This is a genomic window from Pseudodesulfovibrio mercurii, from assembly GCF_000189295.2.
Taxonomy (GTDB): Bacteria; Desulfobacterota; Desulfovibrionia; order Desulfovibrionales; family Desulfovibrionaceae; genus Pseudodesulfovibrio; species Pseudodesulfovibrio mercurii.
Genome location: NC_016803.1, coordinates 3,010,686 through 3,036,517, shown reverse-complemented (window position 1 = coordinate 3,036,517; position 25,832 = coordinate 3,010,686). Strand labels below are relative to the sequence as shown.

At 67.4% G+C, this 25,832-nt stretch carries 24 protein-coding genes; 16 read left to right on the top strand and 8 right to left on the bottom strand.

The annotated features are described in order from the left end of the window. The first annotated feature begins 12 nt into the window (after window positions 1-12). The 6 genes from DND132_RS13720 (at window position 13) to DND132_RS13695 (ending at window position 8,400) form a co-directional block, all read left to right on the top strand. On the top strand, window positions 13-1,656 hold the full coding sequence (locus tag DND132_RS13720; protein ID WP_014323356.1) for a TolB family protein: 1,644 nt from the start codon (window positions 13-15) through the stop codon (window positions 1,654-1,656). A gap of 34 nt (window positions 1,657-1,690) precedes the next feature. Then, window positions 1,691-2,527: a hypothetical protein gene (locus DND132_RS13715; protein ID WP_014323355.1), complete on the top strand. Its 837-nt coding sequence runs from the start codon at window positions 1,691-1,693 to the stop codon at window positions 2,525-2,527. A 43-nt stretch (window positions 2,528-2,570) separates the two neighbouring features. Next, on the top strand, window positions 2,571-3,773 hold the full coding sequence (locus tag DND132_RS13710; RefSeq protein ID WP_014323354.1) for a peptidoglycan-binding domain-containing protein: 1,203 nt from the start codon (window positions 2,571-2,573) through the stop codon (window positions 3,771-3,773). Window positions 3,774-3,800: 27 nt separating this feature from the next. Beyond that, window positions 3,801-4,406: a hypothetical protein gene (locus tag DND132_RS13705; protein ID WP_014323353.1), complete on the top strand. Its 606-nt coding sequence runs from the start codon at window positions 3,801-3,803 to the stop codon at window positions 4,404-4,406. 10 nt (window positions 4,407-4,416) lie between these two features. Next, window positions 4,417-5,754 (top strand): peptidoglycan-binding domain-containing protein, encoded by a 1,338-nt coding sequence (locus tag DND132_RS17785; protein ID WP_014323352.1) that lies wholly within the window; start codon window positions 4,417-4,419, stop codon window positions 5,752-5,754. Window positions 5,755-5,982: 228 nt separating this feature from the next. Further along, complete coding sequence (locus DND132_RS13695; RefSeq protein WP_014323351.1) at window positions 5,983-8,400, top strand: Lon protease family protein; 2,418 nt, start codon at window positions 5,983-5,985, stop codon at window positions 8,398-8,400. Window position 8,401: 1 nt separating this feature from the next. On the opposite strand, the gene DND132_RS13690 is transcribed toward DND132_RS13695, so the two are convergent. Beyond that, window positions 8,402-9,523 (bottom strand): AAA family ATPase, encoded by a 1,122-nt coding sequence (locus DND132_RS13690; protein WP_014323350.1) that lies wholly within the window; start codon window positions 9,521-9,523, stop codon window positions 8,402-8,404. A 136-nt stretch (window positions 9,524-9,659) separates the two neighbouring features. On the opposite strand from DND132_RS13690, the gene DND132_RS13685 reads away from it, so the two are divergent. The 3 genes from DND132_RS13685 to DND132_RS13675 are packed head-to-tail and all read left to right on the top strand — an operon-like array spanning window position 9,660 to window position 11,056. Next, window positions 9,660-10,319 (top strand): metallophosphoesterase family protein, encoded by a 660-nt coding sequence (locus DND132_RS13685; RefSeq protein WP_014323349.1) that lies wholly within the window; start codon window positions 9,660-9,662, stop codon window positions 10,317-10,319. Beyond that, window positions 10,316-10,786: a 23S rRNA (pseudouridine(1915)-N(3))-methyltransferase RlmH gene (locus DND132_RS13680; RefSeq protein WP_014323348.1), complete on the top strand. Its 471-nt coding sequence runs from the start codon at window positions 10,316-10,318 to the stop codon at window positions 10,784-10,786. Before DND132_RS13685 ends, DND132_RS13680 begins: the two co-directional genes overlap by 4 nt. A gap of 12 nt (window positions 10,787-10,798) precedes the next feature. Next, window positions 10,799-11,056, top strand: coding sequence for a hypothetical protein (locus DND132_RS13675; protein ID WP_014323347.1), 258 nt, complete (start codon window positions 10,799-10,801; stop codon window positions 11,054-11,056). A 132-nt stretch (window positions 11,057-11,188) separates the two neighbouring features. On the opposite strand, the gene DND132_RS13670 is transcribed toward DND132_RS13675, so the two are convergent. From DND132_RS13670 to DND132_RS13650, 5 genes are all read right to left on the bottom strand, one after another. Beyond that, window positions 11,189-13,078 (bottom strand): Nramp family divalent metal transporter, encoded by a 1,890-nt coding sequence (locus DND132_RS13670; protein ID WP_014323346.1) that lies wholly within the window; start codon window positions 13,076-13,078, stop codon window positions 11,189-11,191. A gap of 367 nt (window positions 13,079-13,445) precedes the next feature. Beyond that, the gene (locus DND132_RS13665; RefSeq protein WP_014323345.1) at window positions 13,446-15,083 is read right to left on the bottom strand and encodes an AMP-binding protein; all 1,638 of its coding nucleotides are present in this window, start codon (window positions 15,081-15,083) and stop codon (window positions 13,446-13,448) included. A gap of 98 nt (window positions 15,084-15,181) precedes the next feature. Beyond that, window positions 15,182-15,730 carry a helix-turn-helix domain-containing protein gene (locus DND132_RS13660; protein WP_014323344.1) on the bottom strand — a complete coding sequence of 183 codons (549 nt, stop codon included), beginning with the start codon at window positions 15,728-15,730 and terminating at the stop codon, window positions 15,182-15,184. A gap of 187 nt (window positions 15,731-15,917) precedes the next feature. After that, window positions 15,918-17,558, bottom strand: coding sequence for an AMP-binding protein (locus DND132_RS13655; RefSeq protein WP_014323343.1), 1,641 nt, complete (start codon window positions 17,556-17,558; stop codon window positions 15,918-15,920). Between the two features lie 9 nt (window positions 17,559-17,567). Then, window positions 17,568-18,128, bottom strand: coding sequence for a helix-turn-helix domain-containing protein (locus DND132_RS13650; RefSeq protein WP_014323342.1), 561 nt, complete (start codon window positions 18,126-18,128; stop codon window positions 17,568-17,570). Window positions 18,129-18,350: 222 nt separating this feature from the next. Between DND132_RS13650 and DND132_RS13645 the strand changes: the two genes are divergently transcribed. The 3 genes from DND132_RS13645 to DND132_RS13635 are packed head-to-tail and all read left to right on the top strand — an operon-like array spanning window position 18,351 to window position 20,621. Next, window positions 18,351-19,187, top strand: a complete 837-nt coding sequence (locus tag DND132_RS13645; protein ID WP_014323341.1) for a tetratricopeptide repeat protein — start codon at window positions 18,351-18,353, stop codon at window positions 19,185-19,187. Between the two features lies 1 nt (window position 19,188). Next, on the top strand, window positions 19,189-19,842 hold the full coding sequence (locus tag DND132_RS13640) for an ABC transporter ATP-binding protein (protein WP_014323340.1): 654 nt from the start codon (window positions 19,189-19,191) through the stop codon (window positions 19,840-19,842). After that, a complete protein-coding gene (locus DND132_RS13635) occupies window positions 19,839-20,621 on the top strand; it encodes an ABC transporter permease (RefSeq protein WP_014323339.1) in 783 nt (260 codons plus the stop codon). Before DND132_RS13640 ends, DND132_RS13635 begins: the two co-directional genes overlap by 4 nt. 554 nt (window positions 20,622-21,175) lie before the next feature. Here DND132_RS13635 and DND132_RS13630 read toward each other — a convergent pair. Continuing rightward, window positions 21,176-22,282: a Gfo/Idh/MocA family protein gene (locus DND132_RS13630; RefSeq protein ID WP_014323338.1), complete on the bottom strand. Its 1,107-nt coding sequence runs from the start codon at window positions 22,280-22,282 to the stop codon at window positions 21,176-21,178. A 105-nt stretch (window positions 22,283-22,387) separates the two neighbouring features. Here DND132_RS13630 and DND132_RS13625 point away from each other — a divergent pair, with 105 nt between their 5' ends. Both DND132_RS13625 and rsmI read left to right on the top strand, forming a co-directional pair. Further along, on the top strand, window positions 22,388-22,810 hold the full coding sequence (locus DND132_RS13625; protein WP_014323337.1) for a YraN family protein: 423 nt from the start codon (window positions 22,388-22,390) through the stop codon (window positions 22,808-22,810). Beyond that, window positions 22,807-23,634 (top strand): 16S rRNA (cytidine(1402)-2'-O)-methyltransferase, encoded by an 828-nt coding sequence (rsmI, locus tag DND132_RS13620; protein WP_014323336.1) that lies wholly within the window; start codon window positions 22,807-22,809, stop codon window positions 23,632-23,634. Before DND132_RS13625 ends, rsmI begins: the two co-directional genes overlap by 4 nt. 235 nt (window positions 23,635-23,869) lie before the next feature. Here the strand turns inward: rsmI and DND132_RS13615 are convergent, their stop codons facing one another. After that, complete coding sequence (locus DND132_RS13615; RefSeq protein ID WP_014323335.1) at window positions 23,870-24,085, bottom strand: hypothetical protein; 216 nt, start codon at window positions 24,083-24,085, stop codon at window positions 23,870-23,872. 153 nt (window positions 24,086-24,238) lie between these two features. On the opposite strand from DND132_RS13615, the gene bioB reads away from it, so the two are divergent. Together bioB and DND132_RS13605 are read left to right on the top strand one after the other, a co-directional pair. Further along, the gene (gene bioB / locus DND132_RS13610; protein ID WP_014323334.1) at window positions 24,239-25,210 is read left to right on the top strand and encodes a biotin synthase BioB; all 972 of its coding nucleotides are present in this window, start codon (window positions 24,239-24,241) and stop codon (window positions 25,208-25,210) included. Window positions 25,211-25,215: 5 nt separating this feature from the next. Further along, complete coding sequence (locus tag DND132_RS13605) at window positions 25,216-25,809, top strand: biotin transporter BioY (RefSeq protein ID WP_014323333.1); 594 nt, start codon at window positions 25,216-25,218, stop codon at window positions 25,807-25,809. Window positions 25,810-25,832: the final 23 nt, after the last annotated feature.

Genomic DNA, 25,832 nt, shown 5'->3' with positions numbered 1-25,832 from the left:
GCAGGAGAAAGCATGTTGCCGCGCCGCTTAGCCCCCCGACGGACTCCCCCCCTTCTCCTCCTGCTCTGCCTCCTGCTCCTGCCGCCCGTCCGGGCCGGGGCCTATCCGCTCTTCCGCGCCGCCGAAATCGCCCTGCCGCAGGGCACCACCCTGGCCCAGGCCGTGGAACGGCTCGTCCCGGCGGACGCGCCGACCCCGGTCAAGGTCCTGGAACCCGCTCCGGGCACGCTCATCCCGGTGGACGCGGCCTCGCCCATCCTGCGCTGGGAGGACCCCGCCGCCGAAGCCTGGCTGATCACCCTGAGCGTGGACGGCGAGCCCCTGTGCAAGGGGCTCCTGGACGCCCCGTACTGGGTCCCCGAGCGCGGCCTGTGGGAGCGCATCCGGGCCGCAGCGGGCGAAAGGACCATCGAGGCCCGCATCGCGGGCATCGGCCCGGACGACCGTCTGGTCTCCTCCGGCGCGACCTCCTTCGCCGTGTGCGACGAGCCCGTGGCCGCGCTGCTCTCCTTCCTGCGCAAGCGGCTGCCCTTCCGCACTGCCCAGAAGAATCCCCACGACAGCCAGGTGGTCGTCGGCGACCTCACGGAGTACGGCAGGCCGCGCATCGTCATGCAGGACGTGCCCGTGTGCTTCAACTGCCACGCCTATTCCCTGGACGGGTCCACCTACGGCATGGACATGGACTACAAGGGGGACAAGGGCGGCTACGCCCTGGTGGACGTGACCGAGCGGGTCTCCCTGACCGACCGCGACGTGGTCTCCTGGAACGCCTACGTCCCGCCCAAGCCCGCCGCCTACAGCATGGGGCTGTTCACCAGCCTGTCCCCGGACGGTCGCTTCGCCGCCTCCACCGTGGGCGAGACCTCGGCCTTCATCATGCTCGACGACCTCTATTTCTCCCAGATGTTCTACCCGGCCACTGGCCAGATCGCCATCCTCGACCGCGGGACCGGCGCGGTGGCCCCCCTGCCCGGAGCGGACGACACCCGTTTTGTGCAGACCAACCCGTCCTTCACCCCGGACGGCACCCGGCTGGCCTTCGCCCGGGCCGACGTCCAGCCCGACCTCGTGGCCAGGATCGTGGCCGGCGACCTGCGCAAGGAGGACCCCGCCCAGGACATCCGCACCGCCAACGCCAAGTATCCCATCCAGTTCGACCTCTGGTCCGTGCCCTTCGACGGAGGCCGGGGCGGTGAGGCGCGGCCCATCGAGGGGGCTTCGAACAACGGCCTGAGCAACGTCTTTCCCAAGTACTCGCCGGACGGCCGCTGGCTGGCCTTCACCCAGTGCGCCACCGGCCTGGTCCTCCAGCCCGACGCCCGGCTGGCCATCGTCCCGGCCGAAGGCGGCGAGGCGCACGTGCTCGCGGCCAACACGAAGCTGATGAACTCCTGGCACACATGGTCGCCCAACTCGCGCTGGCTGGCCTTCGCCTCCAAGGGGAACTCCCCCTTCACCGAAATTTTCCTGACCCACATCGACGACGACGGGCGGTCCAGTCCGCCCCTGCGGCTCTTCCGCTTCAGCCATGCGGAACTGGCCGCCATGGTCCCGGAGTTCATCCCGGACCATGCCAGACACAGGCAACGATCCATGGAGCTCGCGGACCCGGAGGGGGCCTTGGGCGAGTCCATGGCCACGGACGGCAGATAGGGGAAATATTTCATTTTTATTCAAGGAGAACAACATGGTATGCAAAACTAGAGGACTGTGCGCATTACTGGCCTGCCTGCTCGGGCTCGGCCTGCTGCTGATCCCGGCCCTGGCCTCGGCCTACGGGGGCGGGGGCGACGTCGGAGGCCCGCCCTCCTCCTCCACCAACATCGAACCCTGGACCCAATCCGAGCTGCAGGAGATCTTCAGCTCCACCTCGGCCCAGCAGCGCGACACCCTGGTCCAGGCCTTCTCCGGCTCGACCATCACCAAGCGCGACCTGCTGACCATCCGCCAGGTCTTCCTGGAACACAACTCGGCCGCGGCCAACAACGAGGCCGCCATGCTCGACGCCTGCGTCAAGACCCTGGAGGTCCTGGACAAGATGGGCGAGATCACCCAGGAGGGTCTGTCCTTCGTACCCGGCGTGGGCTGGGTCACGGCAGCCACCCTGAGTGCCGCGCGCGGCGGGGCCAACGCCTACCGCGACGGTCTGGGGACCAAGGACATCGTCAAGGGCGTGGTCATCAGCGCCGGGGCCTCGACCCTGGTCGGCCGATTCTCGCCCCTGAACGCGGACCAGGCCTTCAACACGGCCAGGGCGGGCATCAACGTGGCCCGCAGCACGGTCAGCCAGCAGGTCAAGACCCGGGCGGTGGCCCTGGTCAAGCGGGCCTTTGCCCGGTTCGGCATCAAGAAAACTGCGGATTACGCCACGGAAAAGGGCATCGGCAAGGCCATGGAGACACTGGCGGACTACGTCGGCGCGCCGAACATGGCCCAGCAGCCCAACTACGTCCAGGACCCGTCGTTCGACCCCATGTCGTCCGCACCCGCCACGCCCATCGCGGGCGGCACGCCCCAGCTCTAGGCTCGAGGCCCGGAACCGAACCAGCAACCAAAGGCGATAATCCATGCGCAAATACAGCTTATTCCTGCTCGCGCTGCTGTGCAGCCTGGCCCTGGCCGGATGCGACACGCCCACGGGGACCGCGACCCTGACCCCGCCCCCGCCCAAGGACGTGCCCGCGCCCCAGGTCATCCCCCCGGCCCCGGAACAGAAACTCGACGACATTAAGCTCGTCTCCGCCGCCCTCATCGAACGGCTGCGCGGCGGACACATCAGCGTCGAGAACGTCACCCTGGACCCCGACGGGCAGCACTCCGTGGGCGAACTCGACTTCAACTACGACGGCTTCGACGTCAAGAACGTGGCCGTGACCGGCTACATCACCGCCGAACTCGCGCCCGGCAAGGTCCAGGCCATGCTCGAAGGGCTGATCCTTTTCAAGGACATGATCAACCGCCGCGCGGGCGTGTACTTCTGCGCCCAGTACGTGGTCAGCCAGCGGACCATCAACATCACCAAGTCCGTGGTCGCGGGCATCCCGCCCGACTTCCCCAGGGTGGAGACCTACTTCATCCCCGCGGAAAAGTTCAAGGCGGCCGCGTCCACCCTGCTCTCCTACACGGACTACTACCTCTTCGCCATCGAGAACGCCGAACCCATGACCTACGGCGAGGGCGAGAGCTCCGCAGGCCTGACCGGCGACTACTACATCCTGACCTTCTGCAAGGACCGCATCTACGAGGAGGCAACCCTGTCCATGAAGGTCACGGACCGGCCCTACGGCGCGGGCAAGCGGCTCGCCGAGGGCGTGTCCATCAACGACTCCGGCTGGCGCATCCTGGTGGCGGGCGGCAAGTTCGCCCCCGGCTCCCGGCGCTACAAGTTCTACGTGGGCGTGACCTACAAGCAGGAGACCGGTTCCTACCTGCCCGAGGTCGTGGTCGGCGAGTTCCACAACGTCAAGCGCCCCTATGAGGCCGAACCGGCCACGGCGGCCGCCGGACCCACGACCGCCGAACCCGCCGCGCAGGCCGCCGAAGGCCCCCTGGCCTCGGGTGCGCGCTTCCTCAATCCGGTCTTCCCGGAGGACGTGGAGGTCATCCAGATCCGGCTGCACGAACTCAAGCTGTACAACTACAAGATCGACCGCGACTTCGGCCCCCTGACCCGCAAGGCGCTGGACACCTTCAACGAGCAGCACGGCCTGCCCAAGGGGCAGTGGTCCCTGGGCGTGCAGAAGGAGCTGTTCAAGGGCACCGGCCAATAGCCGCCCGCACAGGAAAGGAGAACCCTCGTGTCACACGGCAATCCCCGCTCGAAACACCTGCGTCTCGGCCTTGCGGCCGCCCTGCTCTGCCTGTTCCTGCCCGCCCTGGCCTTCGCCTACGGCGGAGGCGGCGACGTCGGAAAGAGCACCACCGGCGGCCCCACGGGCCAGGACCTCCCCGACTGGATCGACTCCACACCCTACGAGACCGGCATCGAAGGCGAATACGTGGAGCCCGCCCCCGGTACCTGGGGCGGCTACTACACCCCGGAAGGCCGGCCGACCCAGAAACCCGGCAAGAACGACACCCCGTGGTACAACACCCCGGAATACGAGTTCGTCGAAAAGCTGGTCATCGACCAGACCCAGGACAAGATCATCGAGATGGTCCTGGCCAGCAACCCCCAGCTGCTGGCCACGGTCAAGGCCCTCCAGGCCGCCAACGGCGTGTACGAGTTCACCAGGGACGCCAAGGACAAGCTGGACAAGTCCAAGAAGGACTACCAGAAGGCGCTCATCGGCAACATGGGCTCCAACCTCAAGGGCCCGGACAGCGAAATCCCGGAAATGAGCTCCTACACCCCCGGAGGCGGCGGCCCCGCACCGCTCAACGAAAGCATCTTCATGCAATAAGGACCCCATCATGCGCATCAGACTCCTCATCCCGGCCCTGCTCCTGCTCCTGTGCCAGGTCGTCCCCGCGGCCGCGGCCGACCAGCAGTGGCCGTCCGACGCCCGCGACGTGGCCTACGCCGTCGCCTGCCGGGCAACGGGCCAGCCGGGCCTGGCGAACATCACCTTCGATCCCGGCACCCAGGCCACCATCGAAGGCGCGGGGAGCGGCTTCTACGCCGCCTTCCAGACGGGCCGGATCGTCCTGGTGGGCTACGCCAACCACGGCGTGGGCAACCGCTACGACGCCGACGTCTCCGGCGTGATAAACCTCACGGACAGCAGCGGCCGCCTCACGGCCCTGCAATTCGCGGCCACCTACACGGTCAACGGCGCGGCCATCCGGGTCAACCGGTGCGCGGCCGCCACGGCCTCGCCGCCCACGGCCCTGGTCGAGGTCTTCATCGTGCCCATGGAGACCTTCGCCACCATCCCCTACGAGGTCTTCTCGGACTGGAACGCCCTGTACAGGCTGGCCCGCGAGCACGCCTACACCCCGCCGCAGACGGACGCCCCGGCCGGGAACTACATGGTCATGTCCTTCCTGCGCAACCGGCTGCCCCTGAACGCCAAGTTCGAGGCCATCGTCTCCGACCGCAGGACCGCCAAGCGGGCCACGGACAACTCCGTCAAGAACCAGGAGCGGTACATGGACTTCCAGGGCTGGCGCGTGCACATGTTCGCGGCCAAGTTCTCGCCCACCAGTTCCCGCGACCGGTTCTACATCAACTACTACTACACGCCGGGCAACGGCATGCCCGAGAAGGACCGCGACCGCGTGCAGATCGCCCGCTGGGACTCCAAGCCCGCGGACAAGCCGCAGCCCGCCAGACGGCCCATGGTCGTTGAGGAGGCCCCGCGCACGGCCCAGGCCGGGTACTCGGACGACGTCATCGATCCCATGCGCACCGCCGAGCCCGCCTCCGCCCGGACCGCGCCCGCACCGCAGGCCCGGACCGCGCCCCAACCGGCCCCGCAGGCCGTTCCCCGCGCCCAGTCCGCGCCCCAGGCCATCCCGGCGGCGCAGCCCGCGCCCCGACCGGCCCCGGCCCCGGCCCCCGTGGCCAGCGCCCCGGCCCAGGGTCCTCTGGAACGCGGCCTGGCCTTCCTCAACCCGGTCTTCCCGGACGACGTGGAGCTGATCCAGAACCGCCTCAGGGAACTGGGCATCTACAAGGGCCCCATCGACAAGCGGTTCGGGCCACAGACCAAGCGCGCCCTGGACCACTACGCCGTGGGCCAGGGCTACCCCAAGGGCCAGTGGTCCCTGGGCCTGCAAAAGGTCCTGTTCCGGGGCACCGGCCTCTGATCGGACCTTCGACCGGCAAACCAGGGGCGGCCTCACGCGAGGCCGCCCTTTTTTTCGGGCACGGGGCCGGACGGCGGGACCAACGCGGGGACGCCGCCGCGCCGTCCGCCGGGGAAGGCGTCTCCACCCCGGTTCCACGCCCACGCGGGTGGTGACAAGCGGCGGGAAAGGGCTTAGATTCGGGGGTACGGTGAAAACGCCGCGCAAAATCAACCTGAACGAGAGCCCATGACCCAGAAGACCTTCCCCAAGGGGTTGCCCGGCAGCAAACTGCGGGCGGCCCTGGACCCGGCCACCATTCCCTACGCCACCAGCGCCGACGTTCCGGCCCGGAACGTATACTCCAGGCTCCAGCCCAGGGCGATCCACGCCCTGTCCCTGGCGCTTGAGATCAAGGGCAACGAGCACAACCTGTACGTGGCGGGCGAGCCGAACATGGGGCGCACCTATTTCGTGCAGTCCTTCCTGAAACCGGCCGCGGCCAAGGCCACGCCCCCGGCGGACTGGGTCTACCTGTACAACTTCGAGGACAGCGACAAGCCCATCGCCGTGTCCCTGCCCGCAGGCCGGGGCCGCAAGTTCAAGACGGCCCAGACCAAGGCCATCGCCCATATCCGCCAGGAGATTCCGGCCCGGTTCGAGAAGGACACCTTCCAGAAGAAGCACGAGCGCATCGTCAAGAAGTTCAACGCCAAGCGTGAGGAATTGTTCAACAAGATGGACGACACGGCGGAGAAGGAGAACTTTTCCCTGTCCCTGGACGACGAGGGCGTGCTGACCCTGTCGCCCATCGTGGACGGCGAGGTGGTCTCGGACAAGGACTTCGACAAGCTCAAGCCCGCCCAGCGCAAGAAACTCAAGGCCAAGGGCGAGGAGCTGCTGGCCGGGGTCAGCTCCATCCTTCGCCAGATCAACCAGAACGAGATGGACATGCGCGACTCCGAGACCGCGCTGCAACGGGAGACGGCCAAGGCGGTCATGGCCGACTGCTTCGCGCCCATGGCGGACAAGTTCAAGGACATCAAGGGGCTGGCCGACTACTTCGCGGCGGTCACGGACGAGGTGGTGGACAACGTGGACCAGTTCACCCCGCGCGACAACTCCCTGGCCGGGCTGCTGCCCGAGGGCATGCCCACGGGCGAGGACTTCTTCAACCGGTTCGAGGTCAACCTGTTCGTGGACAACGGCAAGACCAAGGGCGCGCCCGTGGTGGTGGAGGACCACCCCACGGCCTTCAACCTGCTCGGCTCCATCGAGCGCGAGGCCGAAATGGGCGCGCTGTACACGGACTTCACCCTGATCAAGGCGGGGTCCCTGCACCAGGCCAACGGCGGGTTCCTGATCCTCAACGTGGAGGACCTGCTGTCCAACCTCAGCTCCTGGGAGGGGCTCCTGCGCGCGCTCCGGTCCGGACAGTCGCGCATCGAGGACCCGGTGGACCCGGAACAGGTCCGCGCCCGGACCATCCAGCCCGAGCCCATCGACCTGGACCTCAAGGTGGTCCTCATCGGCACGGACGAGCACTACGAGGTTCTGCTCTACAGCGACGACCGGTTCGCCAAGTATTTCAAGCTCAAGGCGCATCTCCAGCACGCCACCTCGCGCACGGCGGCGAACATCCGCAACTACATCTCGGTCATCGGCCAGACCGCGCGGGAGGCCGGGGTCCTGCCCCTGACCCGCGAGGCCATGGCCGGGCTCATCGACTTCTCCTCCCGGCTGGCCGAGGACCAGAAGAAGATGTCCCTGTTCATCCCGCTCATCCGCGAACGCATGATCGAGGCCTCGGCCCTGGCGCGCATGGCCGGCAAGGAGGTCGTGGACGTCTCGGCCATGAGCGAGGCGGTCCGGGCCAAGGACTACCGGGCCAACCTCTACGAAGAGGAGTTCATGGCCGACTACGACCGCCAGGTCATCAAGGTGGACACCGACGGGTACGGCACCGGCCGGGCCAACGGGCTGTCCGTGACCCTGTTCGGGGACTACGAGTTCGGCCTGCCGCACCAGATATCCTGCACCGTGGGCGTGGGCCACGGCGGCATCCTGGACCTGGAGCGCGAGGCCCAGCTGGGCGGGCCCATCCACACCAAGGGCATGATGATCATCAAGTCCTACCTGGTCCGGCTGTTCGCCCAGAACAAGCCCATCGTGCTGACCGGGTCGCTGTGTTTCGAGCAGTCCTACGCGGGCATCGAGGGCGACTCGGCCTCGGGCGCGGAGCTGGCCTCCCTGCTCTCCGCCCTGTCCGACACGCCCATCAACCTGTCCTACGCCATGACGGGCGCGGTCTCGCAAAGCGGCGCGGTCATGGCCGTGGGCGGGGTCAACCGCAAGATCGAGGGGTTCTTCGAGGTCTGCCGCCGCCGCAAGCTGACCGGCCGCCAGGGCGTGATCCTGCCCGCGGACAACGTGGTCAACCTGATGCTCAAGGACGAGGTGGTCCGGGCCGTGGACGAGGGCAAGTTCCACATCTTTCCGGTCACGTCCATCGAGGAGGCCCTGTTCATCCTGACCGGACTCAAGTGCGGCACGCGCGGCAAGAACGGCCAGTTCCCGCTCGGCACCCTCTACCGCAAGGTGGACCAGCGCTTGGCCGAGCTGGCCGAGCTGGCCCTCAAGACGACCTCCGGCGGCTGCGGCAAGTAGATCAGAAGGTCCGCACCAGCCACTCGCGGAACACCGGATCGACCAGGACCAGCCCCTTGTCCGTCTCGACCACGTAATCCTGGTTGCGCAGGTGGCTGACCGCCTTCTGCACACCGCCCGCGCTCAGGCCGTAGGCGGACAGGAAGGCCCTGGATGTGGGCTTGGCGCCGGGCTCCCTGGCCAGGCCGATGAGCACGGCCTGCTGCACCGAGGTCAGCCCGTCGATGATCCCCTGGTAGGCGTAGCGCTCGTTGCCGAGCATGAGGTCGAAGGCCCGGTCCACATCCTCGAGACCGGGCGACGGCGGCCCGTCGAACAGGAAATACCCCAGCATCTGCGCATAGTACGGATACTGTTCCACCCGCTCCGAGACCCGCGCGGCCGACGGTTCCGGGATGTGTCCGCCCGCGTCGGCGAACCGGTCGCGGATGTACCGGGTCAGGGCCTCGTGGGGCAAGGGCGGCAGTTCCATGGGAAAGCTGCTGTTGTAGAACGGCCTGCCGTTGTCCGCGAACATGGCCCGCAGGATGCGGCGGCGGCTGCCCGCGTACAGGTAGGCCGCGTCGTGGGTCTGCATCTGTGCGCGCAGCAACGCCTCGGTCTTGCCCTTGTCGATGCCGACGATGTCCTGGAACTCGTCCAGGGCCACGTGCACGGGGTGGCCGCACTCGGCGGAAAACCGGCCGATCTCCCCCAGCAGGCTTTCGAGCAGGTCGTACCCGGACAGCCCGGCCACGGGCCGCACGTCGATCTGCACACCGCCGTCCGGCGTGGGCGAAAAGGTGGGGCGGTAGGTTTGAAAGAAGCGCAGGACCGCCCGCCTGCCCTTTTCCAGCAGGGGCTCGCGGCGGTTCAACCCCTCGTACACGGCCTTGGCCAGCCGCCCCGCCAGGTCGTCCACGGACATGACGCGGTACAGGTCCGCGTACACGGTGTACCCGCCCTGCCCGGCGATGCGGTCCTGAACGCGCAGGATCAGCGAGGTCTTCCCGTACCTGCGCGGCGAGAACAGGGTCACGCTCGCCCCGTTCAGGCCGTGCCGGACCAGTTCGTCCAATTCCCGTTCCCGGTCGCAGAACGGGTCCTCGGGACGAAGCGTTGTGATGCGGAACGGATTCTTCATGTTCATGGCTCCACTTGAATTATTCTCTGCGCATTATTCTATAAGAATTATTTTTCTGTCAAGCGGTATGCGCCATGCGTTGACGCGGGCCCGGCGCGCCGTTAGGGTCAGGCAATCTCTGCGAAGGAGCTCATCAATGTACTGGATAGCGTTCGGCGACATACACGAATCAACCGGCCTGCTGGGGTCCGTGCCCGGCCTGGCCGAAGCGGACGGGGTCATCGTCACCGGGGACCTGACCAACCGGGGCGACCGCGAGGCGGGCAAGCGCGTGCTCGACGACGTGGCCCGGTTCAACCCGCGCATCCTGGCCCAGCCCGGCAACATGGACACCGACGGGGTGACCGCCTACATCCGCGAGCGGGACATGGACATCCACCTGCGCGTGCGCGAACTGGCCCCCGGCCTCAAGCTCATGGGCGTGGGGCTGTCCACCCCCACCCCCTTCGGCACGCCGGGCGAGGTCCCGGAAGCCACCCTGGCCGAGTGGCTGGACCAGACCTACGCCCTGACCGACGGCTTCGAGCGGCTCATCTGCATCATCCACGAGCCGCCGCTCGACACCGAGGTGGACCGCCTGTCCAACGGCCAGCACGTGGGCAGCCCGGCGGTGCGCGCCTTCCTGGAACGGGTCCAGCCCGCCCTGGCCGTCACCGGCCACATCCACGAGGCCTCGGGCACGGACCGCATCGGCGAGACCCCGGTCATCAACCCCGGCATGCTCGCCCACGGCGGGTTCGTGCGCATCGACTACGACGGCGAAACCCTGTCCGCCGCGCTCATGAGGGTCCGGTGAACGGCATCGGCTTCATCTGGGTGGGCAAGCTCAAGGAGCGCTTCTCCCAGGACGGGTGCGCCCTGTACTGGAAGAAGCTGTCGCGCTTCTTCCCGCTGGAGGAGACGGTCATCAAGGACGCGCCCGGCAAGCTCCCCCCGGCGGACAAGAACCGGGTCGAGGGCGAGCGCATCCTGGCCAAGGTCAAATCCGGCGACGTGCTCATCCTCCTGGACGAGTTCGGCGAACGGCTGACCAGCCGCGCCCTGGCCGACAAGCTCCGCGCCTGGACCGACGCGCCCAACCAGCGGCCGGTCTTCGTCATCGGCGGCCCCTTCGGCCTGTCCGACGAGGTCAAGGCGGCCGCCCGGCACACCATCCGGCTGTCCGACATGACCCTGCCCCACGAACTGGCCCGGCTCCTGCTCCTGGAGCAGCTCTACCGCGCCGGGACCATCCACCGGAACATGCCCTACCACCACGATTAACGGAGATTTCCCATGCTCGACATCGACTACCTGGAACGCGTGGCCCACTATTTCGACTCCGGCGACTGCCAGTTCGAATTCGAAAACGGCGAGGAGGAACGCCGCCTGCTGATCATCGACTTCCTCGAACACCTCATGGAGCTGGGCGAAAAGGCGGACGAGCTGGCCACCAAGCTGATCTTCAAGGACGCCTACGCCTCCCTGACCACCGAGGAGGGCGCGGCCGCCGCCGAGGCCGCCGAGGCGGCGGAAAAAGGCACGAAGCAGTAGGCGCCCCGCGAGGGGCGCGCCGTGCCCGGCCGTAAACGCCGGGATTGATGGGATGGTCGGGGACGCGGTGCGTGCCCGGCCCGAGGAGAACGCCGTGCACGCGGCCCCGCTTGGGGCCGTTTTTTTTTGCGGCTAGACCACCAGGATGGGGATGTTCACCCGGTGGCGCACCGGCTCCACGGTCTCGCCCCAGAGCAGGTCGCCGAGCAGGCGGTGGCCGTGGGAGCCCATGACCAGCATGTCCACGTTGTGCCCGGCCGCGAACTTGATCAGCTCCGGGGAGGACTCGCCGAACAGGAGCACCGGTTCCACGGCCACGCCGGTGGTGGCGATCTCCTCGGCGATCTCCGTCAGGTACTGCTCGTCCTCGCGGGTGTGCTCGTCGTAAACGTGCTGCTCCCCGCCCGCGCCGCTGCCGAAGACCTGGGCCAGGGCCGTGTCGGTCACATGGACCAGGGACAGCATGGCCCCCTCCCGTTGCGCGATGGACAGGGCCTGGCTGATGATCGCCGGGTCGCCCGCGTCCCGGCCCAGGGCCGCGGCCACGTGCGAGACCTTGCGCGTCTCGATCTCCCGGATGACCGCCGGGGCCCCGCCGGGCGTCTCCTCTGCCCACCCCTTTTCACCGCGCACCAGCGGCAGGACGAGCAGGTAGAGCAGGAACCCTCCGGTGGCCAGGGCGGCCAGGACGATGAGGGCCGTGACGATGAACGGCGCGCCCCCGGCGCTCCAGTCGGCGATCTGGTCGTAGACCAGCTTGCCGTTCAGCCCGATGATCACGGCGGAGGTCAGCCAGGCCAGGACCTTGACCCACGACCGGCTGGCGAAGGAGCCCATCTTCAGCCTATCCCCGGTGAAGTGGACCAGGGGCACGATGGCGAAGGGCAGTTGCAGGCTGAGGATGACCTGGCTCAGGATGAGCAGCCGGTAGGTCCCGGCGTCGCCGAACAGGGCGATGACCACCACGGCGGGCAGCAGGGCGATGCAGCGGGTGATCAGCCGCCGGAGATAGGGGCGCAGCCGGACCTTGACGAACCCCTCCATAACGATCTGCCCGGCCAGGGTGCCGGTCAGGGTGGAGCTCTGCCCGGCGGCCAGCAGGGCCAGGCCGAAGGCGATGGGGGCCACCTGGGTGCCCAGCAGCTGGGCGAGCATCTGGTCCGCCTGCTGGATCTCGGTGACCACGATGCCGTTGCGGTGGAAGACCGCCGCCGCCAGGACCAGGATGGCGGCGTTGACGAAGAAGGCCGCGTTCAGGGCGATGGTCGAGTCCAGCAGGTTGAAGCGGCAGGCCTGGGCCTTGGCGTCCGCCAGGCGGGACACGTTGCGGGTCTGCACCAGGGAGGAGTGGAGATACAGGTTGTGGGGCATGACCGTGGCCCCGATGATGCCCAGGATGATGTAGACCGAGCCCTCGGGCACGGAGGGGACGAGCCCGGCGGCGGCCGCGCCCCAGTCGGGCTTGGCCAGGAAGAGGTTGACGATGAACCCGCCCGCTATGACGGTGATCAGGGAGAGGATGAAAGCCTCCATCTTGCGGATGCCCAGACGCTGGATGACCAGGAGCAGGAAGGTGTCGAAGAGCGTGACCGCCGCGCCCCAGAGGAGCGGGAGGCCGAAGAGCAGATTGAGGCCGAGGATGGTCCCGAGGACCTCGGCCAGGTCGCAGGCCGCGATGGCCACCTCGCAGAAGAGCCAGAGGACGAAGGACGCGGCCCTGGAATATTCGGCCCGGCAGGCCTGGGCCAGGTCCTTGCCGGTGACGATGCCCAGCCGGGCGGCCAGGGTCTGGAGCAGCACGGCCATCATGTTGGACATGAGCACGACCCAGATCAGGGCGTAGCCGAAGCGGGAGCCGCCCTCCAGGTCCGTGGCCCAGTTGCCGGGGTCCATGTAGCCCACGCTGACCAGGTAGGCGGGCCCGAGAAAGGCGAAGATGCGTTTCCACAACTTGGGGTCACGGGTCTGGACGCTGCCGTGCACCTCTCCCAGGGATTTCCCGTCGGGCTGAACCGTACTCATCTCCATCGACTCCATGTCCGCTTGATCAAACGCGCCGGGGAACGCGCCCCGAAGCCTCAACCGGTACACCCGACCCCGGCGGAAAGGCAAGCCGGGCCGCCCCCCTTTTCACCCGATAGTCACCATCGCCACAAAACAACCAACCACCACCCGCGAACGCGGCGGACGAAAAGAAGCCCCCCGCCACACCCGCGAAGCGCCACAAAAAGTTTAGGAAAGGAGAGGGGATGGGGGTCCGGGGGAAGGGGAGAGGGACAACCCTTTTCTCAAAGGGTTTCCCTCTCCCCTTCCCCCGGCCGATCGCTGCTGTCCTCATCCGTAAGGCTCGAAGACTCGCCAACGGCTGAGGCCCGGAGGCACCGCTTCCCTACTTCGCCAGGCGGGCGAGGTCGGCTTCGCGGATTTCCTTGCGTTTGATCTTGCCGGAGATGGTCTTGGGCAGTTCGTCCACGTATTCGATGACGCGCGGGTATTTGTACGGCGCGGTCAGTTCGCGGACAAAGGACTGGAGCTGCTTGGTCAGGTCTTCGGACGGCTCGTAGCCGGGGGCCAGGACCACGGTGGCCTTGACCAGCTGGCCGCGCACGTCGTCGGGCAGGCCGGTGACGGCGGCCTCGATGACCGCGTCGTGGGCCACCAGGGCGGACTCCACCTCGAAGGGTCCGATGCGGTACCCCGAGGATTTAATCAGGTCGTCGGTGCGGCCCATGAACCAGAGGTAGCCGTCCTCGTCGGCCCAGGCCTTGTCCCCGGTGTGGTACCAGCCGTGGCACTTGACGCAGGCGGTCTTTTCCGGCTCGTCCATGTAGGAGTCGAACAGGCCGAGCACGGGCGAGTCGATGTTGATGCAGATCTCGCCCTCCTCGCCCTGGGGCACGGGTTTGCCCTCCTCGTCCATGAGGGCGATGTTCCAGCCGGGCACGGGCTTGCCGATGGAGCCGGGCTTGGGCTCCATGAACTTGAAGGTGGCCACCTGCAGGGTGGTCTCGGTCTGGCCGTAGCCCTCGAAGATGGGCATGCCCACGGCCTTTTGCCAGGCGTGGAAGACCGAGTCGTTGAGCAGCTCGCCCGCCGTGGTGCAGTGGCGCAGGTTGGACAGGTCGTACTGGGACAGGTCCTCGCGCACCAGGAAGCGGTAGATGGTCGGCGGCGCGCAGAAGGTGGTCACCTTGTTGTCGGCCACGACCCTGAGCAGGTCGCCGGGATGGAACTTGCCCCGGAAATCCCAGACGAAGATGATCGCCCCGGCCATCCACTGGCCGTAGAACTTGCCCCAGACCGACTTGCCCCAGCCCGTGTCGGACACGGTCAGGTGGATGTCGCCCGGCTCCAGGTCGTGCCACAGCGCGCCGGTGGTGTAGTGGGACGCGGCGTACTTGTGGTTGTGCAGGACCATCTTGGGCAGGCCCGTGGTGCCGGAGGAGAAGAAGATGACCATGGGGTCGTTGCCGCCGGGGGAGTCCGGGGTGCGCGGGAAGCTCGGATCGCCCGAGGCGAGCAGCGCATCAAAGTCGAGCCAGCCGTTTTCGGCCTTGCCCTCCACCTGGACGAGCAGTTTCAGACCGGGGCAGTCGGGCCGGGCCCGGTCCACGCGCTCCACGATGGAGTCCTCGCAGATGAGGGTGGAGATGCCCGCGTAGTTGACGCGCTCGCGGATGTCCTTGCGGGTCAGCAGGGACGGGGACGGGATGGGCACCGCGCCGATGCGGTGCAGGGCGAGCATGGTCACCCAGTATTCCACCCGCCGGTAGAGAATGACCATGACCCGGTCGCCCTTTTTCACACCCTTGGCGACCAGCGCGTTGGCCAGCCGGGAGGAGGTCTCCTGGAAATAGCCGAAATCGAAATCGCGCCGGTTGTAGTGGTCGTCCACGTGGATGAGCGCCGGGGTTTTCGGGTCCTTGGCGTCCAGGACGTCGAAGGCGAAGTTGAAATCCTCGGGGCACTGGGGCGTGTATCGTTCGCAAAAATCCTTGTAATCGACGTATTCTTCTTTGGTGAACATGGGGGTTTTCTCCGTGATTCAGATCAGGTTTCGTGATTTTTTCCGCAACAAAAATCCATGAACTTGTTCCGGGCGGGTCGGGGGATTCCCGACCGACCCTATAGAATCACGTCGAGAAAACGGACGGGCTTGCCGTCCAGGCCGCGCAGGGCGTGGGGGGTTTCCGAATTGAAATAGAGCGAGTCGCCGGGCTCGACGATGATCGGTTCGCCGCCCAGGCGCACCTCGAGGCGGCCTTCGAGCACGTAGATGAACTCCTGGCCCCGGTGGGCGGTCTCGGTCATGTCCTCGCCGGACTTGGGCGGGACCTCGATGAGGAAGGGCTCCATCTCGCGCCCGGCGAACTTGTAGCCCAGGGACTTGTAGTCGTAGTCCTTGCGCCGGTCCACGGAGAATCCCTCGTTCCTGCGCACCAGGGAATAGGACTTCAGGTGCGGCTCGCGGCCGGAAATGAGCGTGGTCAGGTCCACCCGGCACAGCCGGGACACGTCGAGCAGGTAGCCCACCGGAATCTCCATGGTCCCGGACTCGAAGGCCAGGACCTTCTCCTCGGTCACGCCGAGCAGGTCGGCCATCTCCTTGGGCGTCCAGCCGATGCCCTCGCGCACGCCCACCAGACGGGGCGCGATCTCCTTGTACTGTTCCATTCCATACCTCCAAAAGGGGACTGTTCAAAAGGGTGCGCCCAAACGGCGCGGGCATGCGCGCGGCCGGGAAAGCCCCTTTCCCGAACGCCCGCCGCTCCGTTGCCCTACCCCCTGCCGATACGTGCGGCAAGGGATTCCGGGGGAGACCTCCGACAGCGGGTCCCCCCCGGCATTGTTCACGCGATCGCTAGGCGTCGGGCCACAGGTCGGCGGCCAGCTCGCGCAGCTTGTATTTCTGGATCTTGCCCGAGGCGGTCATGGGGTACGCGTCCACGAAGGTCACGTATTTCGGGATCTTGTACCGGGAAATCCGGCCACGGCAGTAGTCGATGATGTCCTCTTCCTCGATGTCCGCGTCGCCCTTCCGGATGACGAAGGCGCCGCATTCCTCGCCGAACTTGCTGCTCGGCACGCCGGCCACCTGCACGTCCAGGACGCCGTCCATCTTGTACAGGAACTCCTCGATCTCACGGGGGTAGATGTTCTCGCCGCCGCGGATGATCATGTCCTTGAGGCGGCCAGTGATGGTCAGGTAGCCGTCCTCGGCCATGACCCCGAGGTCGCCCGAGTGCAGCCAGCCGTCGTCGTCGATGGCGTCGCGGGTGGCCTTCTCGTTGTTGTAGTAGCCCTTCATGACGTTGTAGCCCCGGCAGCAGACCTCGCCGACCACGCCGGGGGGACACTCCTCGTTGGTCTCGGGATTGACCACCCGGACCTCGATCTCGGGCATGGCCCGGCCCACGGTCTCGGTCATGTGCTTGAGGGAGTCGCCGACCACGGTCTGGCTCATGACCGGGCTGCCTTCGGTCAACCCGTAGCAGATGGTGATCTCGCGCATGTTCATCTGCTCGATGACCCGCTTCATGACCTCCACCGGACAGGGCGAACCGGCCATGATCCCGGTGCGCAGGGACGAGTAGTCGAAGCGCGTGAAAAGCGGGTGGTCGAGGATGGCGATGTACATGGTCGGCACGCCGTACACGGCGGTGCAGCGCTCCTGGTCGATGGCGGCCATGACGTCCAGGGGCACGAAGTCCTCCAGCAGGACCATGGTCACGGCGTGGTTGACCGCGGCCATGACCCCGAGCACGCAGCCGAAGCAGTGGAACAGGGGCACGGGCAGGCAGAGCCGGTCGCCGGGCACGAACTTCTGGTTCGCGCCGATCCAGTAGCCGTTGTTGACGATGTTGTAGTGGGTCAGCTGCACGCCCTTGGGGAACCCGGTGGTGCCCGAGGTGTACTGCATGTTGACCACGTCGAACGGGTTCAGGGAGGCCTGGCGCTCGGCGTACTGCTCGTCCGTGACCATGGCGGCCATGGCCTGGAGCTCGGGGATGGAGTACATGCCCCGGTGCTTCTCATGGCCCAGGTAGAAGACCCGCTTCAGGTGCGGAAACTTCTCGCTCTTGAGCTGGCCGCGCTCCTGGACGCGCAGTTCCGGCACCTGCTCGTAGGTGGTCAGCACGTAGTCGTGGTCGCGGTACTGGCCGATGATGAACAGGTTCTCGGTCTCGGAGTGCTTGAGCAGGTATTCCAGCTCATGGGAGCGGTAGTGGGTGTTGACCGTGAGCAGGACCGCCCCGATCTTGGCCGTGGCGAATTGCAGGGCCACCCAGTAGGGCACGTTGTTGGCCCACACGGCCACCTTCTCGCCCTTTTGCACGCCGAGCCCCATCAGCCCCTTGGCGATGGTGTCGGTCAGTTCGTCGAACTCCTGGTAGGTCAGGCGGAAGTCGCGGTCCACGTAGACCACGGCCTCGATATCCGGGTACAGTTCCGCCTTCTCGTTCAGCAGCTTGCCGAGGGTGATTTCTCTCAGTGCGCTCATACACCCTCCTTATTCCGGGAAATAGAGGACGGCGTAGATCTCCGCCTTTTCCTCTCCGCCGCAGGCCACGTTGTGGGGCACGATGGAATTGAAATAGATGGAGTCGCCGGTTTCGAGGATGCGCTCCTCCTGGCCGTAGCGCACCCGCAGCTTGCCGGAGTGGACCACGATGAACTCCTCGCCCTCGTGGGAGGACAGGGACTCGTCCCTGGCCGACTCGGGCATGAGCTCGATGAAGAACGGCTCCATGTGGCGGTCGGTCTTGCCCTTGCCCAGGGAGTGGAAGATCAGCCCGGTCTCCTTGCCGTCCGGGTGCATGATCAGCTCCTCCTCGCGCTCGGCCAGGCGGATGATCAGCGGGTCGCTCGAAACGTGGTCGTCCATGAAGGTGCCCAGGCGGACGCCTAGGGCGCGGGCCAGCTTTACCAGGGGCCGCAGGGAGGGGTACATGTCCTCCTCTTCCACGGCACGGATGAAGTCCTCGGACAGGGTGGTTCTGTTGGACAGATCCTCGATGCTCAGATTCTGCTTCTCTCGGTAGGCGCGAATCCTCTTCCCGATAGTACTCATGTTGTTTCTCCGTTTTCGATGGCACAAATGCTGGCGCAGGGACTCTTACGATGCTGACGGGAGTGTCGGGGGACGACCGTCGCCCCTGCCTGTAGCGGATATAAGGACATTTGTCACCACTTGGCAAAACAACGCTGCTCAACCGTTAGACCGGTTGCCTTCCCCGGGGTCCGCGTGTACCGTTTTGCACTCGGACCCCTTTCGAGACCACGAGGCATTGTTGTGAACCCTGACGAACCCCTGACCCTCGGCCGCCCCGGCAAGGCAAAACCACACGCCACGGGCGCTCCCCGGCGTGCGGCGGTCCCGGCCGACGTCCGCGTGGCCAGGATTTCGGGCGCCTTCTCCAGCCAGGTCGTGGCCCTGGTGGGCACCGGCACCACCCGGCGCAAGGTCGTGCAGAAGGCCTTCTGGTTCGCCGAGGAGGCCGAGCCCGGTCCGGACGGCGCCCGCACGGTCCTGGTCCAGCCCCTGAACAACCAGAACGTCCCGTCCGGGGACAAGCAGCCGGTACCCCTGCCCGACTTCCTCCACGACTACAGCCCGGAACTCGAATACTACCAGGCCGAGGTCTACCCGCGCATGCGCGAGCTCAAGGAGACCCTGACCCGCGCCGAGAAGCAGCGCGGCCAGGGCGCCCTCTACTCCGCCCAGTTCGAATACGAATCCGCCCTGGGCCTGGACGAGCAGAACGTCCGGGCCAACTTCGGCCTTGGCCTGACCTACCTGGCCCGAGGCGACACGGACAAGGCGGGCGACATCTTCAAGCGGCTGGTCGCCCTGGACGCGGCCTTCGCCCCGGAGCACAAGCACCTCTTCAACGAGTTCGGCATCAGCCTGCGCAAGTCCGGGCTCACGGACCAGGCCGTGGCCTACTACGCCCGCGCCCTCGAGATCACCGAGGAAGACGAGAACCTGTTCTACAACATCGCCAGGGCCCACTTCGAGCGCGGCGACGAAGCCCGGTGCCGGGAAAATCTGGGCAGAGCCCTGGAGCTCGCCCCGCACATGGAGGTCGCCCTCCGGTTCCTCGAATTTCTCGACAAAAAGGCGGGCTAGGGTGTCCCTCTCCCTGGACCGGGTCTCCTTCGCCTATCCGGACGGCCCGGCCATCCTCGACAACGCCTCCCTGGCGCTGGAACCCGGCGGCTACCACCTGCTGCGCGGCCCGTCCGGCGCGGGCAAATCCACCCTGCTGCGCCTGCTCTGCCGCCTGGAGGAGGCCCAGACCGGGATTATTTCCTTCAAGGGCACGCCCATCCGCGACATGCCTCCGCCCGAGCTGCGCCGTTGCGTGGCCTACGTCCAGCAGCTGCCCACGCTCCTGCCCGGCACGGTCCGCGACAACCTGCGCCTGCCCTTCGCCTTCAAGGCCAACGCCGGACTGACCCCGCCCGAGGACGCCGCCATCTCGGCCCAGCTCGCTGCCTTCCTCCTGGACGGCGTGACCCCGGACTCGCGGGCCGACAAGCTGTCCGTGGGCCAGGCCCAGCGGGTCTGCCTGATCCGCTCCCTGCTCCTGTCGCCCGAGGTCATCCTCCTGGACGAGCCCACCGCCTCCCTGGACGCCCACTCCTCACGGGTGGTCCTGGACCGCACGCGGGAGCTGGCCGAGGGCGGCGTGACCGTGGTCATGATCTCCCACTCCGAGACCGTGCCCGACGGCGTGACCCGTTTCATCGCCCTCGAAGACCGCAGGCTGGTGCTCGCTTGACCCCGCACATCATCGAAATCGGCCCGTGGCAGCTCGCCCTGTGCCTCGGCTTCGTGCTCCTGGCGGGCGCGACCTCCTTCGTGCACAAGCTCGGCCTGGGCCGTGACCTGGCCGTGGGCACGGTGCGCACCTTCGCCCAGCTCTTCCTCATGGGCTACGTCCTCAAGTTCATCTTCGAGGTGCGCATCTCCTGGCTGGTCCTGCTCATGTTCGCCTTCATGGTGGCCGCCGCCGTGCACACCATCCGGGGGCGGGTCAAGGAGCGGTCCATCTCCTTCGCCGTCCCCACCTTCCTGTCCATGCTCGTGTCCTACGCCCTGGTCACCGTGGTGGTCACCGGGGTCATCGTCGGGGCCAGGCCGTGGTGGACGCCGCAGTACTTCATCCCCCTGGCGGGCATGATCGTGGGCAACTCCATGAACGCCATCTCCATCTGCCTGGACCGGCTCTTCTCGGACCTCCGGTCCCGGCGGGCCGAGGTGGAGATGAAGCTCGCCCTGGGCGCGGACTATCGCGAGGCCTCGCGGGAAATCCTGGCCGGGGCCGTGCGGGCGGGGATGATTCCGTCCATCAACTCGCTCATGGCGGTGGGGTTGGTATCCCTGCCGGGGATGATGACCGGGCAGATTTTGTCCGGCACGGACCCGTTGACGGCCATCCGCTACCAGATCGTGGTCATGTTGATGTTGGTGGCGTCCACCGCGGTGGGGGCGTTGATTGTCACCAATCTGGTGAGGAAACGGTGTTTTTCCAAGGGGCAGCAGTTGTTGCTCCGATAGCGAGTTCCTTCCCTTTCCTTTTTTTTCTTTTCCCTTTTCTTTGCCTTTTGCGGTCTGGGCTCGATACGACGGCGAGAGCCGCGTTGGAGCCTGCGGCTCCTCGCTCCGGGGACGCGCCCTCGGCGCGAAGAGCCAGCGAGGCGGCTGCGCCGCCTCGGCTTCCATGCCCTCCCGGCGGGGTCCATTTTTTTGCTGGCCCAAAAAAATGGACGAAAAAAAAGGCCCTGGAGGGGACGCGGCCGCCCGGGGAGCGGGCGCAAGAATCCGATCCGCTCGGGGCGGCTCCATCTGATCAAAAGTATCAACCGGCTCCCGGTGCGGGATGGCCCCTTTTGGGGAAGACCGAGCCTCGACGGAACAAGAGCCGCCACCCCTTCGCGGTCGGCTTCTACGCGACCGCTCCAGGGCTCGTTCGGTGCGGGGAAGAGGGGTGGCGGGACGCGGGGAGGCGTGCCGCTGTGCGGGGGGCGCTGTCGGGTGCCCGAGGGCACCCGAATCGCTCCGAGAGGGGGGGAAAGAAAGGCCGCCCGGTGGGCGGCCTGATAATTATCGGGTCAGGGGATATCTATCCAGGCGGTGCCCTGGCGGGAGCTTTGCAGGCAGGCCTCCATGAAGCGGACGCCGCGCAGGCCGTCCTCGCCGGTGGGGAAGTCCATGGCCGCGCCCGTGGCGATGGTGTCGCAGAAGGACTTGTAGATGTTGGCGAAGGCCAGGAGCCAGCCCTCGGGGTGGCCGGCCGGGGTGTGGGAATAGGCCATGGCGCCGGGCAGCAGCTCCGGGGTGCCTCGGGTGATGATCCGGGCGGGCTCGTTGATCGGCGTGTAGCGCAGGTGGTCCGGATCCTCCTGGAACCATTCCAGGCCGCCCCGGTCGCCAAAGACGCGCAGCCGCAGGCCGTTGACCGTGCCCGTGGCCGCCTGGGAGTACCAGTAGACCCCGCGCGCGCCGGTGTCGTACTCGGTCAGGATCACGCCGTTGTCGTCGAGCGTCCGCCCCTCCACCAGCGAGTCGAGGCGGGCGGCCAGCCGGGTCAGGGTCAGGCCGGTGACGTGGGGCACCAGGTATTCGACGTGGGTGCCCACGTCGCCCAGCGACAGGACGCCGCCGCTGCGCTCGGGGTCGGTCCGCCAGGAGGCCTGGACGTTGCCCGAGGTCTCCACCGGCTCGGCCAGCCATCCCTGGGGGTACTCGCAATTGACGAAGCGGACCTCGCCCACGTCACCGCGCGCGATCATCTCGCGCATCTGCCGGACCATGGGATAGCCCGCGTAGGTGTAGGTCACGGCCAGGACCAGCCGCCGCTCGCGGGCCAGCCGGACCAGCTCCTCGGCCTGGGCCGAGGTGTGGGTGAACGGCTTGTCGCACATGACGTTGATGCCGCTCAGGAGGCAGGCCTTGACGTTGGGGTAGTGGGCCTCGTTGGAGGTGACCACCACGGCGAAATCCACATCCCCGGCCTCAAGCCGGGCCAGCTCCTCGGGCGTGGCGTAGACCCGGTCCCCGTCCAGTTCGAGTTCCCGCCCCAGGACGCGGCTCTTTTCCAGGTCGCGGGAGAAACACCCGGCCACCAGCCGGGCCTGTCCGTTCAGGGCCAGCGCCCGCCGGTGCACGCCGCCGACAAAGGCGCCCGGTCCGCCGCCGATCATGGCATATTTGAGCATGTCTTCACCTCTTTTCGGGGCAGCATACACCATCCCCGGCCGCCGGGGAACCCCGTGGAACGGTTCCGCTGGCCTCGTGAAACGGGCTGTGCTATCCCCCGGGGCATGGGATTCTTCACGAAACTGCTGTCCGGGCCGGACCAAGGCCGGGGGACAGAGCGGACCAGGACCGCCGGGGACCTCGGCGAGGACGCGGCCGCGCGCTACCTCGAAGCCAGGGGATTCCGGGTGCTGGCGCGCAACTGGCGCTTTCACCAGTGGGAGCTGGACCTGATCTGCCGCGACCGGGACACGGTGGTCTTCGTGGAGGTCAAGACCCGGCGGGCCGGGTCCATGGGTGCGCCGGGCGAGGCCCTGACGCGTAAAAAGCAGGCCCGGCTGATCAAGGCGGCCAGCCACTACCTGACCGAGCACGACCTGTGGGACGAGCCGTGCCGGTTCGACCTGGCCTCGGTCACGGACACGGGCCGGGTCCTGACCGTGGAACTCGAGGAAAACGTCTTTCAACTGGATGGACAGAGAGCATGAGCGATACCGGCACCCTGTTTGTCGTGGCCACCCCGCTGGGCAATGCGGACGACCTGTCACCGAGGGCGCGGCAGGTCCTCATGGACGCGGACGTGGTCCTGGCCGAGGACACCCGGCGGGCCGGGCTGCTCTTCCAGCGGCTGGGGCTGCCGCGCCACGGCAGGCTGATCTCCTTTTTCGAGCACAACGAGGACAAGAAGCTGCCCAAGGTCCTGGACCTGCTGGCCGAGGGGCTCCGGGTGGCGCTCATCTCGGACGCGGGCACCCCGCTGCTGTCCGACCCCGGCTTCACCCTGGTGCGCGCCTGCCGCGAGCAGGGGTTCCGGGTCACGCCCGTGCCAGGCCCGTCCGCCCCGGTCACGGCCCTGTCGGCCTCGGGGCTGCCGCCCCTGCCCTACACCTTCCTGGGCTTTCCGCCGCGCAAGAAGAGCCAGACCGAGCGGCTGTTCACGGCCCACCGCGACACCGGGGCCACCCTGGTCCTGTTCGAGCGCAAGACCCGGCTCAAGGGCACCCTCCAGATCGCCCGCGAGATCCTGGGCCCACGCGACTTCTGCGTGGCCCGCGAGCTGACCAAGGAGTACGAGGAGTTCCTGCGCGGCAACCTCGACGCCCTGGACGGGTTCGACTTCGAGCTGCGCGGCGAGCTGACGGTCATCATCGCCCCCGGCGGGGACGACGGCGAGGCGGACGAGGCGGTCATCCTCAGGCGCATCGAGGAGGAGACCGAGATCGGCGGCAAGCCCAAGGAGATCGCCCGCCGCGTGGCCGAGCGCAGCGAAGGCTGGACCGCCAAGGAAGTCTACGCCCTCATGCGCGACTGATCGCAAAGACCGGGGAAAGGTGCCTCGCCAAGCGAAGCGGAAAGACCCCGCGCCGAAGGCGCCGTAGAGGGATGCAAGGGTGCGAACCCTTGCCCGCCGGAGGCGAAAATCACCCGACATCGCCGCGCAGCGGCATCCAAACCTGACTTTTCCTCATACCAAAAAAATCCGGAAGGCCGGAAGCGGGGCATCCCGCTTCCGGCCTTCCGGTTGCAGCAACAGGCTTGGGCCGGGGCTATAAGCCGTACAGGGCGTCCTTGTGGAAGAAACAATAGAAGTCGCCGGACTCGGCGAACAGCGCGGGATGACGCCGGGTGAAGCGGCGGGCGGAGCGCAACGCGGTCGGGCAGCATCCCTTGACGAACGCGCCGACGATGGGACCGAGACTCGCCAGAAACGCCATCACGGCGAAGACCAGCAGACCGTCCACGAACATGAGATCGATTTCCATACTTTTATCCTCCGAAATTGATTCAAACTAAAGTATAGCCTCTTTTCGCGGCGAAGCAACCCCCTTTGCAAATTCTTTTCTTCACATTCCCCCGTCATTCGGGCATTTCCGGGCGGCTTGACATCTCGGCCCGACTGCTTGACAAAGCCCCGTATGAACCTGTCGAGCATTGCCCGCAAAGGGCTTGACGGCGTCCTGCCCTCGGACGCCGAGATATTGTTCCTTATTGCACAAGCGCAGGAACGCCTCCCCGAGCTGCTCGGACACGCCCGGCGCATCCGTGAGGCCCGGTTCGGCAACCGGGTGGGGCTGTGCGCCATCGTCAACGCCAAGTCCGGGACCTGTTCCGAGGACTGCGCCTTCTGCGCCCAGTCCGGCCACCACGCGGCGCACAGCCCGGAATATCCCCTGCTGCCCACGGGCGAGATCGCGGCCGCCGCAGACCGGGCCAGGGCGTCCGGGGCGACGCGGTTCGGCATCGTGGCCTCGGGCAAGCTGGTGGGCGGGCGCGACCTGGACGGCTTCGAGCGGGCGGTCCGGGCCGTGGCCGGGGTCGGCCTGACCCCGGACCTGTCGCCGGGCCTGCTGGACCGGGCCCAGCTGGCGCGCCTGAAGCGGGCCGGGCTCGCGGGCTACCACCACAACCTGGAGACCTCGGCCACGCATTTCCCCCGCATGTGCACCACCCATGCGTACCAGGAGGACGTCGATGCGGTCCGGGCCGGGCTCGACGCCGGGCTGTACGTCTGTTCGGGCGGCATCTTCGGCATCGGCGAGACCTGGGACGACCGGGTGGAGCTGGCCCTGCTCCTGCGGGAGCTGGGCGTGCCGTCCGTGCCCATGAATTTCCTGACGCCCATTCCGGGCACGCCGCTGGAGCACCGCGCCCCCCTCGCCCCGGAGGAGGCCCTGGCCATCGTCGCCCTGTACCGCTTCCTGCTGCCGGACCGGCACCTGCGCATCTGCGGCGGGCGGCCAACGGTCTTCGGCGAGGCGCGGCTCGAGCCGCTGACCGCCGGGGCCGACGGCCTGATGATCGGCGACTACCTGACCACGCGGGGCAACGACGCGGCCTCGGACCTCGAAGACATGCGCCGGGCCGGACTGGCCCCGGCAAAGGAGTGATCCCCATGGCCGACAAGCGACATCCCGACCAACCCCGGTCCGGTTCCCCCCTGCCCGACTCCCCCCTGTCGGACCTGCACCGGCTGGTCTGGACCGCGCTCCTGGCCGCCCTCATCGGGGCCGGGGCGTACCTGATCGTGCCCATCGGCCCGGTGCCGGTGTCCATGCAGCCGTTCTTCATCTTCCTGGCCGGGTACCTGCTCGGACCCCGGCACGCGGTCATGGCCATGGGGCTGTACCTCCTGGCCGGGTGCATCGGCCTGCCCGTGTTCGCGGGCGGCAAGTCCGGGCTCGGCTACCTGTACGGGCCCACGGGCGGCTATCTGATCGGCTTCCTGGGCACGGCCTTCCTCTGCGGACTGGCCCGAACCCGCGAGGGCGGGCTGCCCTGGGCGCGCGGTCTGGTCGCCGGGCTGGCGGGCGTGTCCCTGGCCTACCTGACCGGCGCGGCCTGGCTCATGCACGCGCTGGACATTACCTGGATCAAGGCCGGTGCCGTGGGCGTGCTGCCCTTCATCCCCTGGGACATCCTCAAGGTGGTCGTGGCCCTGGCCTGCGCCCGGCACATGGTCCGGCTGGGCCTGACGCCCGGCCGGTAGCGAGGCGATTCCCCGCCCCCACT

Coding starts and splice junctions, on each gene's coding strand:
- DND132_RS13695 (WP_014323351.1), top strand. CDS start 5,983: ATGACCCAGAAGACCTTCCCCAAGGGGTTGCCCGGCAGCAAACTGCGG.
- DND132_RS13625 (WP_014323337.1), top strand. CDS start 22,388: ATGGGATTCTTCACGAAACTGCTGTCCGGGCCGGACCAAGGCCGGGGG.
- DND132_RS13690 (WP_014323350.1), bottom strand. CDS start 9,523: ATGAAGAATCCGTTCCGCATCACAACGCTTCGTCCCGAGGACCCGTTC.
- DND132_RS13605 (WP_014323333.1), top strand. CDS start 25,216: ATGGCCGACAAGCGACATCCCGACCAACCCCGGTCCGGTTCCCCCCTG.
- DND132_RS13630 (WP_014323338.1), bottom strand. CDS start 22,282: ATGCTCAAATATGCCATGATCGGCGGCGGACCGGGCGCCTTTGTCGGC.
- DND132_RS13655 (WP_014323343.1), bottom strand. CDS start 17,558: ATGAGCGCACTGAGAGAAATCACCCTCGGCAAGCTGCTGAACGAGAAG.
- DND132_RS13670 (WP_014323346.1), bottom strand. CDS start 13,078: ATGAGTACGGTTCAGCCCGACGGGAAATCCCTGGGAGAGGTGCACGGC.
- DND132_RS13650 (WP_014323342.1), bottom strand. CDS start 18,128: ATGAGTACTATCGGGAAGAGGATTCGCGCCTACCGAGAGAAGCAGAAT.
- DND132_RS17785 (WP_014323352.1), top strand. CDS start 4,417: ATGCGCATCAGACTCCTCATCCCGGCCCTGCTCCTGCTCCTGTGCCAG.
- rsmI (WP_014323336.1), top strand. CDS start 22,807: ATGAGCGATACCGGCACCCTGTTTGTCGTGGCCACCCCGCTGGGCAAT.
- DND132_RS13665 (WP_014323345.1), bottom strand. CDS start 15,083: ATGTTCACCAAAGAAGAATACGTCGATTACAAGGATTTTTGCGAACGA.
- DND132_RS13615 (WP_014323335.1), bottom strand. CDS start 24,085: ATGGAAATCGATCTCATGTTCGTGGACGGTCTGCTGGTCTTCGCCGTG.
- DND132_RS13715 (WP_014323355.1), top strand. CDS start 1,691: ATGGTATGCAAAACTAGAGGACTGTGCGCATTACTGGCCTGCCTGCTC.
- DND132_RS13660 (WP_014323344.1), bottom strand. CDS start 15,730: ATGGAACAGTACAAGGAGATCGCGCCCCGTCTGGTGGGCGTGCGCGAG.
- DND132_RS13685 (WP_014323349.1), top strand. CDS start 9,660: ATGTACTGGATAGCGTTCGGCGACATACACGAATCAACCGGCCTGCTG.
- DND132_RS13720 (WP_014323356.1), top strand. CDS start 13: ATGTTGCCGCGCCGCTTAGCCCCCCGACGGACTCCCCCCCTTCTCCTC.
- DND132_RS13675 (WP_014323347.1), top strand. CDS start 10,799: ATGCTCGACATCGACTACCTGGAACGCGTGGCCCACTATTTCGACTCC.
- bioB (WP_014323334.1), top strand. CDS start 24,239: ATGAACCTGTCGAGCATTGCCCGCAAAGGGCTTGACGGCGTCCTGCCC.
- DND132_RS13710 (WP_014323354.1), top strand. CDS start 2,571: ATGCGCAAATACAGCTTATTCCTGCTCGCGCTGCTGTGCAGCCTGGCC.